Annotated in this window: 11 protein-coding genes; 8 read left to right on the top strand and 3 right to left on the bottom strand. The window is 65.2% G+C overall.

Going from position 1 to position 12,984, the window contains the following annotated elements; genetic code table 11:
* Window positions 1–49: 49 nt before the first annotated feature.
* Complete coding sequence (gene mutS, locus ACSC1P_RS15675) at window positions 50–2,716, top strand: DNA mismatch repair protein MutS (protein ID WP_435361134.1); 2,667 nt, start codon at window positions 50–52, stop codon at window positions 2,714–2,716.
* A 4-nt stretch (window positions 2,717–2,720) separates the two neighbouring features.
* On the opposite strand, the gene ACSC1P_RS15670 is transcribed toward mutS, so the two are convergent.
* Window positions 2,721–3,137, bottom strand: coding sequence for a PaaI family thioesterase (locus tag ACSC1P_RS15670; protein WP_435361133.1), 417 nt, complete (start codon window positions 3,135–3,137; stop codon window positions 2,721–2,723).
* 204 nt (window positions 3,138–3,341) lie between these two features.
* Complete coding sequence (locus ACSC1P_RS15665) at window positions 3,342–4,109, bottom strand: hypothetical protein (RefSeq protein WP_435361132.1); 768 nt, start codon at window positions 4,107–4,109, stop codon at window positions 3,342–3,344.
* A 150-nt stretch (window positions 4,110–4,259) separates the two neighbouring features.
* On the opposite strand from ACSC1P_RS15665, the gene mutL reads away from it, so the two are divergent.
* From mutL to ACSC1P_RS15630, 7 genes are all read left to right on the top strand, one after another.
* Window positions 4,260–6,500: a DNA mismatch repair endonuclease MutL gene (mutL, locus tag ACSC1P_RS15660; protein WP_435361131.1), complete on the top strand. Its 2,241-nt coding sequence runs from the start codon at window positions 4,260–4,262 to the stop codon at window positions 6,498–6,500.
* Window positions 6,501–6,584: 84 nt separating this feature from the next.
* Window positions 6,585–7,589, top strand: coding sequence for an RNA 3'-terminal phosphate cyclase (gene rtcA / locus ACSC1P_RS15655; RefSeq protein WP_435361130.1), 1,005 nt, complete (start codon window positions 6,585–6,587; stop codon window positions 7,587–7,589).
* A 107-nt stretch (window positions 7,590–7,696) separates the two neighbouring features.
* The gene (gene kdgK1, locus ACSC1P_RS15650; RefSeq protein ID WP_435361129.1) at window positions 7,697–8,653 is read left to right on the top strand and encodes a bifunctional 2-dehydro-3-deoxygluconokinase/2-dehydro-3-deoxygalactonokinase; all 957 of its coding nucleotides are present in this window, start codon (window positions 7,697–7,699) and stop codon (window positions 8,651–8,653) included.
* Window positions 8,654–8,712: 59 nt separating this feature from the next.
* Window positions 8,713–9,159 (top strand): universal stress protein, encoded by a 447-nt coding sequence (locus ACSC1P_RS15645; protein WP_435361128.1) that lies wholly within the window; start codon window positions 8,713–8,715, stop codon window positions 9,157–9,159.
* Window positions 9,160–9,274: 115 nt separating this feature from the next.
* Window positions 9,275–10,675 (top strand): dihydrolipoyl dehydrogenase family protein, encoded by a 1,401-nt coding sequence (locus ACSC1P_RS15640; protein WP_435361127.1) that lies wholly within the window; start codon window positions 9,275–9,277, stop codon window positions 10,673–10,675.
* Window positions 10,676–10,988: 313 nt separating this feature from the next.
* Window positions 10,989–11,933 (top strand): Hsp20/alpha crystallin family protein, encoded by a 945-nt coding sequence (locus tag ACSC1P_RS15635; RefSeq protein WP_435361126.1) that lies wholly within the window; start codon window positions 10,989–10,991, stop codon window positions 11,931–11,933.
* 209 nt (window positions 11,934–12,142) lie between these two features.
* Window positions 12,143–12,622 carry an Hsp20/alpha crystallin family protein gene (locus ACSC1P_RS15630; RefSeq protein ID WP_435361125.1) on the top strand — a complete coding sequence of 160 codons (480 nt, stop codon included), beginning with the start codon at window positions 12,143–12,145 and terminating at the stop codon, window positions 12,620–12,622.
* 127 nt (window positions 12,623–12,749) lie between these two features.
* On the opposite strand, the gene ACSC1P_RS15625 is transcribed toward ACSC1P_RS15630, so the two are convergent.
* Window positions 12,750–12,956 (bottom strand): hypothetical protein, encoded by a 207-nt coding sequence (locus ACSC1P_RS15625; protein WP_435361124.1) that lies wholly within the window; start codon window positions 12,954–12,956, stop codon window positions 12,750–12,752.
* Window positions 12,957–12,984 lie beyond the last annotated feature (28 nt).

The following is a 12,984-nucleotide window of genomic DNA, read 5'->3' as shown; positions in this document are numbered from 1 at the left end:
CTCGCGCGAACCCGCAGGACTTTACCGCGTTTACCGCCCACACTCTCGCATGACAGAGGCGACGGGTATCGTCGGCGAGTTCCTCGCACTCAAAGACGAGACCGAGGCGGACGTGTTGGCGATGCAGTGTGGCGATTTCTACGAGTTCTTCGCTGACGACGCCGAACTGGTCGCCGCGGAACTCGACCTGAAGGTGAGCAAGAAGTCCAGCCACGGCTCCTCGTATCCGATGGCCGGCGTCCCGCTGAAGGAACTGACGCCGTACCTGAAGGCACTGGTCGAACGCGGCTACCGCGTCGCCGTGGCAGACCAGCACGAGGCGAACGGCGACATCTACCGCGAGATAGAGAAGGTCGTCACGCCGGGGACGCTGCTGGAGACTACCGCCGCAGACGCGCAGTACCTCGCGGCTCTCGTCCGCGACGGGAGCGAGTTCGGTCTTGCGTTCGCCGACGTGACGACCGGCCGATTCCTCGTGACGAGCGTCGCGGACCCCGACACCGCCCTCACGGAACTGTACCGATTCTCGCCGGCAGAGGTCCTCCCCGGCCCCGACGTGCGCGATGACGAGGACTTCTGTGACCGAATCCGTGACCGAACTGGTGCCCGAATCAGCACGCACGTCGCGGAAGCCTTCGCCCCCGGAAAGGCCGCGCACACCGCCCGCGAGCACTTCGGCGAGGAGACGTTTGACAGCCTCGGCGTGACCGATTTGGCAGTGCGGGCTGGCGGGGCGGTCCTCGACTACGTCGCCGAGACCGGTACCGGCGTCCTCGCGTCGATGACGCGGGTCCAGCCGTACCACGGCCGCGACCACGTCGAACTCGACGCGACGACGCAGCGCAACCTCGAACTCACCGAGACGATGCACGGCGACCGGAAGGGCAGCCTGTTCGCCACCATCGACCACACCGTCACGAGTCCGGGCGGGCGACTGCTCAAGGAGTGGATACAGCGACCCAGACAGGACCTCGCGGTGCTCCGAGAACGACAGGAGTCGGTCCGCGCGCTGGCGGCCGGTGCGCTCGGTCGTGAAGACCTCCGCGACGTACTCGATTCGGCCTACGACCTCGAACGACTCGCCTCGAAGGCCGTGAGTGGCAGCGCCGACGCTGGCGACCTGCTGCGAGCACGAGACACCCTCGGCGTCCTTCCGCAACTCGCCGAGACCATCGATGCCTCGCCCGACCTGTCGGACTCGCCACTGGCCGCGGCCGTCGACCGGCCCGACCGCGAGGCGGCCGCGACGCTCCGCGAGGAACTGGCCGACGCACTGGTCGACGACCCACCGCAGACCGTCCGTCAGGGCGGGTTGTTCCGCCCCGGCTACGACGACGACTTAGACGAACTGCGCGAGCGCCACGAAGCCGTCCAGGAGTACTTCGACTCGCTCGCCGACCGGGTCAAACGCGAATACGGCCTGAGCCACGTCACGGTCGACCGGAACAAGACCGACGGCTACTACGTGCAGGTCGGCCGGTCGGTCGCCGACCAGGTTCCAGAGCACTTCGAGCACGTGAAGACGCTCAAGAACTCGAAGCGGTTCGTCACTGACGAACTCACCGAGAAAGAGCGCGAACTCGTCCAACTCGAAGACCGACGCGGCGACGTCGAGTACGAACTGTTTCAAGAACTGCGCGAGCGTGTCGCGGCGCAGGCCGAACTCTTGCAGGACGTTGGCCGCGCCGTGGCCGAAGTCGACGCGCTCCAGAGTCTCGCCACGCACGCCGTCACGAACGACTGGACGTGTCCGACACTCACCGAGGACCGAGAACTCGACGTGCGACAGGGCCGCCACCCGGTCGTCGAACAGTCCGTCCAGTTCGTCCCGAACGACTGCCGAATGGACCCCGAGAACACGTTCACCATCGTCACCGGGCCGAACATGAGCGGGAAGTCGACGTACATGCGCCAGTCGGCACTCATCGTCCTGCTGGCCCAGGTCGGCAGTTTCGTCCCGGCGAAAGAGGCCACTGTCGGGCTGGTCGACGGTATCTTCACCCGAGTCGGCGCGCTGGACGAACTGGCACAGGGTCGCTCGACGTTCATGGTCGAGATGCAAGAGTTGAGCAACATCCTCCACTCCGCGACCGAGGATTCGCTCGTCATCCTCGACGAAGTCGGCCGCGGGACCGCGACCTACGACGGTATCTCCATCGCGTGGTCGGCGGTCGAGTACCTGCACAACGAGATTCGGGCGAAGACGCTCTTTGCGACCCACTACCACGAACTGACGGCACTCGCGGACCACCTCGACCGGGTTCGGAACGTCCACGTCGCGGCGGACGAGCGCGACGGCGACGTGACCTTCCTCCGGACGGTTCGCGAGGGACCGACCGACCGGTCGTACGGGATTCACGTCGCCGATTTAGCCGGAGTCCCTGGGCCGGTCGTCGACCGAGCACGACACGTGCTCGACCGACTGCGACAGGAGAAGGCCATCGAGGCGCGCGGCGGGTCATCCTCGGGCGGTGGCACGCAGCAGGTCGTCTTCGACCTCGGGAGCGGGAGCATGGCCACTGCCGACGGTGGCGAGTCGCGCGAGGAATCTGGTGAAGACGGCGACGACGGCGACGACGAACCAGCACTCGACCCAGAGACCGAAGCCGTGCTGTCCGAACTGTCGGACCTCGACGTGAGCCACGTCTCGCCCATCGAGTTGATGGGGCAGGTGCAGGAGTGGCAGGAGCAGCTGAACCGAGAGAACCGAGAGTAACCGACTACCCCACGAAGGGGTTCTGCTCTTCGACCAGATTCGTCTTGTAGACCCCGCGGGTCGTTCCGAGCCGTCGGTCGTCCTCGTCGAGGAGTTCGACCTCGACGACGCCGGTATCGCTCCCGTAGCGGGCGACTTCCGCCTTCCCGTAGATGTCACCGGTGGCCGGACGCATGTAGTCGATACGCACGTCGAGGGTCGGTCCCGGATTGCCTTCGACCGAGGCGAGTGCGGCCGCCGACAGCGAGTCCGCCAGTCCGAACGCGACGCCGCCGTGGGCCAATCGTGTCGTGTCTGACAGTGAGTGGTAGTCTTCGAGTTCTATCTTGCCCTCGACGTAGCCCTCTTCGACGTGGGTAATCTCGACGCCAAGGTGTTCGCCGAACGGGTACCGCTCGTTGAATCGCTCCAGAACGTCCATGCGGGTGTCAGGACTCGGTGAAGAGATCTCACTGTTTCTAGGGTTTCGACCGATGGCGACGACGCCCGGGACGAGTCGTAGAGATGGCGAACAGGGACCACGTGGACGGCTGTTGCACGCGACGGCGTGGCCCACACCCGCCTCGACCGACGCGCGACCGGTTGTCAGGTCACGAGGGGGCTGGGTCGGCTTCCGGTATGAACCTCAGTAGAACGGGTCCATCTCGTCCAGCGAGACCATCCCGACTGCGTGGCAGACGAGGGCGACCCCGGCAGCCAAGATGGGGGCATACAACAGACCGGCGACGAGTGGGGCACCGTCGGGCCGGAACAGCGAGAGTGCGACCGTCCCGAGAACGAACACGGCCGCAGCACTGAGGACCAGTCCGAAGAGGCCGAGGACGAACCGGCTCGTCAGGTCACGACTCCAGTAGCTGTCGAAACGCACCGAGACCCGGGTAGAGAATCGCTCAGTGACGCCTCGGCGTGCGAGCCACTGCAGTGTGATGGCCGCTGCGAAGGCCGCTTCGAAGCCAGCGATCCACGGACTGGCCGAGCCGAACACGTACTCCCAGATTGCCAGCCCGGACAGGACTGACACGGAGAGCGCGTACCCGACGGTGACGAGCGTGTCGCCCTCGGTGATGCTGGTCGCGATGAGGAGCGTTCCGGTGACGGTGGACAGCGCGAATCCGACGAGCGACAGCCGACCGAGTGCTGTCTCTACGCCCATCGACATGTGGTCGTAGAAGAAGACCCCACCGCCAGCGATGAGGAACGAGCCGAGCAGCGTGTATTCGGGAACACGCGCCTCCCACCAGTCCCACTGCTTCATCGCGACGAAGCCGAGCGAGACGACCAGGTACGCGCTGTCCCAGACCGAGAGCGGGTCTCTGAACGGCTGGATGAACCCCAATAGCGAGATTCCGTGGAAGAGTAGCCACTTCTTCGTCGGCTTCTCGTCGAAGTCCATACTCGTGTTTTCTCAGTGTTTAGTAAGAATGGTCGATACATTCGGGATTCCGAACCGGTCCGTCGCTCGGCGTCGGCCGAGACGGCTGGGCGCACTGGCCGCGACCACGGTACGTTTTTTAGGTCCGGGTCGAAGGCTGTGCCAGCAAGCATGCCGGACACGGACATCCGCCGACTCGACCAGGCCACGATAGAGCGTATCGCGGCCGGTGAGGTGGTCGAGCGCCCGGCCTCGGTCGTCAAAGAACTCGTCGAGAACAGCCTCGACGCCGACGCGAACCGGGTCACGGTTTCGGTCGAAGAGGGCGGCATCGAGGGCATCGAGATTTCGGACGACGGCATCGGCATGAGCGAGACGGACGTTCGTGCCTCGGTGCAAGAACACACGACGAGCAAGATAGGCGACATCGACGATTTAGAGGGTGGGGTGTCGACGCTCGGCTTCCGCGGCGAGGCGATGCACACCATCGGGGCCGTCTCGAAGACGACCATCCGGACGAAACCGCGCGACGACCCCGCTGGCGAGGGGACAGAACTCGTCTACGAGGGCGGCGAGGTCGAGTCGGTGAAACCGACTGGCTGCCCGGCAGGGACCACCATCACGGTCGAGAACCTCTTCTTCAACACGCCCGCCCGGAAGAAGTACCTGAAGACGCGAGCGACCGAGTTCAGTCACGTGAACCGCGTCGTCACGCGCTACGCGCTGGCGAACCCGGACGTGGCCGTGACACTCGAACACGACGGCCGTGAGGTGTTCGCCACGACCGGACAGGGCAACCGTCGCTCGACCGTGATGAACGTCTACGGCAGCGAGGTCGCTCGCGCCATGCACCCGGTCGACCTCGACGCCGACGAAGACCCGCGTGAGGACCCACTCGACGCGGTGTCTGGCCTCGTCTCACATCCGGAGACGACGCGGAGCACCCGCGAGTACGTCTCGACGTTCGTTAACGGCCGGTACGTCACCTCGAAACTGGTTCGGGACGCGGTGCTCGATGCCTACGGCGGGCAACTGGCCTCGGACCGGTATCCCTTCGTCGTGCTGTTCCTCGAACTGCCAGCAGGCGAAGTCGACGTGAACGTCCACCCGCGGAAGATGGAGGTCCGATTCGGCGACGAGGCTGGCGTCCGCAGACAGGTCCGGAACGCGGTCGAAGACGCGCTGTTGGACGCTGGGCTGTTACGGTCGTCCGCGCCCCGCGGCCGGTCGAAGGCGGCAGAGGCGGAGGTCCGGCCGGAGTCGGATGTCGGTGAGGAGTCGGCATCGGCCGGCGATACTGTCGACTCGGCGGGAGCGACCGAACCGGCAAGAGAGGGCACTGCTGACTCGGACTCGGCTGCCGAGGGAAGTGGAAGTACGAACACGGCGAACACGACTCGCCAGACGACGGAAACGCAGTCGACGACTACGGAGCCGACCGACCGCTACGCCGACCAGGGCTGGGTACCACCAGCAGAGCGAGAATCGGCATCGTCAGGTGAGCAGACACGCCCGGACCCGGACGACCTCGGCGACTTCGGCCCGAGTGGGGGTTCGCTGGAAGACTCGGGAACGACGGAGGAGCGGACTGCCGACGACACCGACGAAACTGAGACCGACAGCGAGGGTTCCGAGGCCGAGACACGTACTGAATCGGTGACCGAAGACGCCGTATCCGGCCCGGAGCCCTCACAGGCCCACGGTTCGACTCGAACCGACTCGGCTCGGAAGTTCGGCGGCGGCCAGACACAGACGACGCTCGGGGGCGTCGAGGCGACCGACCCGAACGACTACGAGACGCTCCCGTCGCTCGACGTGCTCGGGCAGTACCGCGAGACGTACCTCGTCGCCGAATCGTCCGAAGGACTCGTCCTCGTGGACCAGCACGCCGCCGACGAGCGGGTGAACTACGAGCGCCTGCGGACAGCCTTCGCCGACGGCGTGACAGCGCAGGCGCTCGCCGCGCCGGTCGACCTCGAACTCACCGCGGGCGAAGCCGCCGTCTTCCCGGACTACCGGGACGCACTCGCCGAACTCGGCTTTCGGGCCGAGCAAGGCGACGGAAACGAGGTTCGGGTCACCGCAGTCCCAGCTGTCTTCCGGAAGACGCTTGACCCCGAGGACATCCGCGACGTGCTCGCGGGATTCGTCTCGGAGGAGGCTGGCGGCGACGAGACGGTCGACGAACTCGCCGACGCCTTCATCGCAGACCTCGCGTGCTACCCGTCAATCACGGGCAACACGTCGCTGACCGAAGGCTCAGTCGTGGACCTGCTCGCCGCGCTCGACGACTGCGAGAACCCGTGGGCCTGCCCGCACGGCCGCCCGACCGTCGTCAAGTTCGGCGAGGGAGAAATCGAGGACCGGTTCGAGCGGGACTACCCGGGCCACGGCGGGCGACGCGACCGCTGAGAGCGTCGCCACGTCCGCTCACCCGCGACAGCACGCGACACACCACCGGAACGTGTTTTTCCCGACAGGTCGAACCCGTGTCGTATGCGAGTCATCGACGGCAGCGACGGCGGCGGCCAGATTCTCCGGTCGTCGCTCACCCTGTCGGCACTCACGGGGGAGCCTGTCCGCATCGAGCACATTCGAGGGTCGCGCCCGACACCTGGCCTCAAGCCACAGCACCTCGCGGCCGTCGAGACCATCGCGGCCGTCTGCGATGCGACGGTCGAGGGGGCAGCCATCGAGAGTGAAGAACTCGTGTTCGAACCGGGCGACCTCACTCCCGGCGAGTATTCTGTCGACGTGGGCACTGCCGGGAGCATCACGCTCGTCTTCGAGACGCTGCTCCCGCTCGCGGTCGCCCTCGACGGCCCACTCTCCGTGACTGTCACCGGCGGGACCGACGTGAAGTGGTCGCCGACGATGGCACACTACCAGCACGTCAAACTCCCGCTCTGCAGGCGGTTCGGGCTGTTCGCGGCGGTCGAAGAGCAGCGAGCCGGCTTCTACCCACGCGGTGGCGGCGAAGCGACGCTTCACCTCGCGCCCTCGGACCCGGACCCCATCGCCATCCCCGAGCGTGGCGAGTTGCAGGGAGTTCGCGTCTACTCGACCGAGTCGGCGGACCTCGCAGGAGCGAACGTGGCGGCGCGGCAGGCGACTGCTGCCGTGCCCGACCTCGACGTACCGACCACCGAGCGCGTCGTCCGGACGGTCGACTCGCCGTGTGCCGGGTCCGCAGTCTGTGTCCGACTGGACTACGCGGAGACGACGGCGGGGTTCGACACGCTCGGCGAACCAGGGAAACCGGCCGAAGACGTCGGAAAAGTCGCCGCGACCGAGGCCACCGAATTCCGCGAGCACGCGGCTTCCCCGGTCGTCGACGAGCACACGGCGGACCAGCTCGCACTCCTCCTCGCGCTCTGCGGCGGCGAGTTGCGAATCCCGCGTGTCACGCCGCACGTCGAGACGAACGTATCGGTCATGCAGGCGTTCGGCTACGAGGTGCGGGTCGCAGAGCACGACGCCGGCGCAATTCTTTCCGCCTGAGGAGGGGACACTTATACTCGGCCCGTCCGTCCACGCGAGCATGATGCGTGCGAGTAGGACTGTCGTACAGCAGGGTGGGACCGTGCAATCAGGAGCGGGTGAGACCGATGAGTGACGACCTCGTCACCTTCGGCGAGTCGATGTTACGACTCTCGCCGCCGGACGACGGCCGGGTCGAGACGGCGCAGTCGCTGGAGGTTCACGCGGCTGGCGCAGAGTCGAACGCGGCTATCGCGGCCGAGCGCATGGGCGCGGTCGCGTCGTGGATGTCGAAGCTCCCGGACAATCCGCCGGGGCGGCGAGTCGCCAACGGCGTTCGCCAACACGACATCGACGTGGACGTGGTGTGGGCCGACGAGGGTCGCGTCGGGACGTACTACCTCGAACACGGTGGCAAGCCGCGTGGGACAAACGTCGTCTACGACCGGGCGGAATCGGTCGTCTCACAGGCTGAGGCGGGCGAGTTCAATCTGGACCGCATCCGACAGGCCAGCGCGTTCTACACGACTGGCATCACGCCCGCGCTGTCGAAGACGGCGCGCGAGACGACGATGAACCTCATCGGCGTGGCCCGCCAGGCCGGGACGATGACCGCGATGGACGTGAACTACCGGGCGAAGCTGTGGACGCCCAAAGCGGCGCGTTCGACGCTCACGCGTCTCTGGAAGGGCATCGACGTGCTCATCATCGGGATGAAAGACGCAGAGCGCGTCCTCGACTACGAGGGCAAGCCCGAACAGCTCGCACATCACCTCGCCAGCGAGTACGACTTCCAGACGGTCGTCGTCACGCGCGGAGCCAACGGCGCGCTCGCGTGGCACGACAACGTCATCCACCGACAGGACGCGTTCGAGACGGACACGCACGACCCCATCGGCTCCGGTGACGCCTTCACGGGGGCGTTCCTCGCGCGGCGGCTCTCGGGCGACGACGTGCCGAAGTCGCTGCAGTACGCCGCGGCGACCGCGGCGATGAAACGGACCATCCCTGGCGACGTGGCCACGGTCACGAAGCGGGAGGTCGAACAGGTCATCAGCGAACGGGCCGGCTCTATCTCGCGGTAGGGCGCTCGGTGCCCGTAGCGGCGAATCGATTTATCGCGGTCCAGTACGGACGTTCTCGTATGACTTTTGTCGTGCCTTACGACGACGGCCCGCTCTCGCGGGCCGCACTGGACCGCGCCGTCGCGTTGAGCGAGCCACTGGACGAGGACGTCCTCGTCGTGACCGTGGTGCCCAACAGTGACGCGTACGCGAGCGACCACGGCTGGCTCGACGCCGACACGCCGTTCTCCATCGAGGCGGCGGCCGAAAGCCTGCGAACGGCCGTCGCGTCCCTCGCCCCAGACGCCTCGTTCCAGTACGTGCGTACCGGCGCGTCGCCGTCGCCCGGAACCATCGCGACCAAGCTCCGACAGGTCGCTCGGGACGCCGACGCGTCGGTCGTCTTCGTCGGGAGCGACGACGCAGGACGACTCGTTTCCTCGCTCGGAAGCGTCGGTAGTACAGTCGCCGCGGACGACGAGTACGACGTGTACATCGTCCGGCACCCGCTGGAACGGACGGACTGACAGACGGACTGACGGCAGCACGCACCGCCCCGCCGGCACTCTCAACGTCGGGAGAAGGTGCAACCCACGCACACGAGGCCAACGGCTTTAGCCCTCGCTGTCGACCGTTTCGACCATGCCACACGTCGCTATCATCGGTGCGTACGGGAGCGCAGGCGCGGCCGTCGCGGGCGAACTCGCCGACGAGCCCGGCGTCGAACTGACGCTCGTCGACGACGGGGAGCCGGGCGGTGGTCTCTGTATCCTGCGAGGTTGCATGCCCTCGAAAGAGGTCCTCTCCGCGGGCGCACACCGGTTCCAGGCCCGACACGACCACCGGCTGGTCGGCGACCTGCCCGACGTGGACTTGGAACGGGTCGTCGCCACGAAGGACGAACACGTCTCCTCGTTCGCCGAACACCGCCGGTCGTCGATTCACGAACTGGCCGAACGAGAGAACGTCGAGTTCGTCCACGACACGGCGCGGTTCGTCGACGACCGGGTCATCGCGGTGGGTGGCGAGACTATCGAACCAGACTACGTCGTCATCGCCACGGGGTCCGTCCTCAACGTCCCCGAGTTACCCGGCATGGAGGACGTGTCGTTCATGTCGAGCGCGGACGTGCTCGATGCGACCGACCTCCCCGACTCGGGCCTCGTGATGGGCTTTGGCTACATCGGTATGGAACTCGTGCCGTACATCGCGGAGGCAGGTACCTCGCTCACCGTCGTCGAACACGACGACCGACCTATCGACGAGGCTGACGCGCCGTTCGGCGACGCTGCACTCGACATCTACGAGGACAACTGGGACATCGACGTGCTGCGGAACACCCACGAGAAGCGACTCGAACAGATGGACGACGGCGGGGTTCGGCTGTACGTCACCGACGAAGACGGCGACGAGCAGGTCCACGAGGCCGACGAACTGTTCCTGTTCACTGGCCGCCACCCGAACTTAGACAGTCTCGACCTCTCGAACACCGCACTCGACCCCGAGGCGGACTGGGTCGAGGACACGATGCAAGCGCGCGACGACGAGCGTGTCTTCGTCGTCGGCGACGCCAACGGGCGAGAGCCGATTCTCCACGTCGCCAAAGAACAGGGCTTCACCGCGGCCGACAACGTCCTCGCGCACGACCGCGGCGAGGCACTCACCCATTACGAGAACGTCCACCACCACGTCATCTTCTCCGGCCTCGGTGTCTACCCGTTCGCCCGCGTCGGCCACTCGAAGGAGTCGGCCGAAGCCGCCGGCCTCGACTTCGTCCACGTGTCGCGCGAGGCGAGCGACGACGGCGTGTTCAAGACGAAAGACGTGCCCGAAGGGTTGGCCTCGCTCGTCGTCGACGCCGACGACGGGACCGTTCTCGGCTATCAGGGGCTGCACTACCACGCCGACGTGATGGCGAAGACGATGCAACTTGCCGTCGAGATGGGCCTCGACGTGCGCGAGGTGCCGGACCGGTCCTACCACCCGACGACTCCAGAAATCCTCGACGGCCTGTTCCGGGAGGCTGCCGACTCGCTGGAGTAGCCCTAGAAGTAGCGATAGTCATGGTCGAAATTGTGTTGGATTTTGATACGTCTTCGAATCTTGATGGTGTTTTCGATGAAATATTGTTGTCATTTGCTGTGGTGTTGCTTAACATAAATCGCCTCTATTCCGGGCAGTCCTCCACGTTCTGTAAATTCCCTAATATGGCCAGGAGGGCCGAATATGGGGGTTTAAGCACGAATAAATCATAGCGTGCCATGACCGCTCAACCGCTCTTATTTCATTGGGTAGCTACAGACTATCTCACCTTGACATAACTTTATATTGGTAATACACCTATGTTCTGATGCTTATGGCAACCCGAACAACGCCAAACGCAGACCGCATGTACAGTCAATTCGAGCGATTCTACAACGACATGGGCCGGTTCTACGACATGATGCGAGAGAACTGGTACGACTTGCCCACAGACTACGACGGTCGTGGTGATCGATCGTGGGACGAGTCCGGCCGTGGCCGGTCCGAGTACGGGCCGCGAGGAGGCTATATGCCTCGATTCTTCGAGGGCTATCCGATGGGCTCCTACGGCGCGTATGGCTACGCACCGTACGGCTACGAACCCAACGGCGGCTACCAGGGTCAGAGTATGAGCTACCAGGGCCAGGGTGCCGGCTATCAGGGCCAGGGTGCCGGCTACCCGGGCTACAAGCCGCAAGGGTTCGAAGGCAGCAACGGCGGTTACCAGGGAGGCTCCTACCAGGGCCAGGGCGCCGCCTACCAGGGTCAGGGAACCACCTACCAGGGCTACAAGCCCCAGGGCTACGAGGGCGGTAACGGCGGCGACTACCAGGGATACGGCTACAACGCTCCGCAGTGGTACGGCAGCCGCTCGCAGGGCCAGTACTCCCCGTACGGCGGCTACATGCCCGGTGCGTCCGGTGGCTCGGGACGCCGCGACATCGAGGGAACCGTGCTGTACGCTCGCCCGGGCTGTGAGCTCATCGAGCGCAGCGACGAGTGCGTCTTCCTGCTCTACCTGCCGGGCTTCGAGAAGTCCGACATCGAGTGCACCTACGAGGACGGGTACTTCTACGTCGACGCCCGCCGCGAGGGTCGTGACGGTGCCGACAACTACTGGATGCGCCGCGCCGGCCGCGTGAGCGAGCGCGTGTACATCCCGCGTGACATCGACACCGACGAGATCAGTGCGACCTACCGCAACGGTGTCCTCGAGGTCCACCTTCCCTTCGGGTCAGGGTCCCGCAGGACTGGGACCACGGTCTCCATTCGCGACTAAGCGACACGCAGAGTGGATTCGACTTCCCTGACAAATCGTGGCCGCGAGACGTGAACCCGCGGCCACGTTCGTAACGATTATTTTGTTTTCTGCTCTACCTAGTTAGAAGACATTTTTTACCGTATCCTTCCAAAATAGACTTTAGAACTGTGTTAACAGCTGTCCACACATATTTATCTACTTATGGGTTGTACTACTGTTCGATCACCATGGCATTCAACAGATTCGACGACATGAACCGCGTATTCGACGACATGAACCGTATGTTCGAACAGATGCGTGCCGGCCGAATGGGCATGACACCCGAGTACGACGGCCGATACGACGACGAAACCGACTCGGGCCGCAACTGGCTCGGTATGCGTGGCTACGACCGAAGCGGCATGAGCCTCACCGAGGACGAGGGCTGCTACGTCTGCGTTCTCGACATGCCGGGCTACGAGAAGTCCGACATCGACTGCACCTACGAAGACGGCATGCTCTACGTCTCCGCAGAGCGCGCGGCCGCTGAGTCCGCCGACAACGTCTGGATGCGCAGCGCCCGCCGCATGAGCGAGCGTGTCAGCATCCCGCGCGAAATCGTCTCCGACGACATCAGTGCGACCTACCGCAACGGTGTTCTCGAAGTCCGCATGCCGCTGGTCGAAGCGGAGTCGCGCCGCTCGGGCCGCAGCATCGACATCAACTGAGTCGATTCGCTCGACCGAGGCGAACCCTCGGTCGGGGCCGAATCTGACTCGGTCATCAGGTCCACGTACCTCGCTGTTCTTTTCGGCTGTGCAGTTTCCTACCCAGCCACGGGCGCCCGTGGCGTAGTTATCGATTTCCCGATGCGACGAGGAAGAAGCCGAACGCGACGCCGACGAGGCAGAGGATGGCACCGCTGATACCGTACAGCTCGGCCGCAGTGAACCGGAACTGATCGCCGTACTTCGTGATTCCGGCCGAGAGCAACAGCGTCACGCCGGAACCAGTCAACACCGTGGCGAGGTCGAACCCGGCGGGGTTTCCGATGTCTGCCATACCGTCTCTTCACTTGTCGACTGGATGC

The organism is Haloarchaeobius caseinilyticus, from assembly GCF_051207395.1.
Taxonomy (GTDB): Archaea; Halobacteriota; Halobacteria; order Halobacteriales; family Natrialbaceae; genus Haloarchaeobius.
This window is presented reverse-complemented; position numbering and strand designations above follow the sequence as displayed.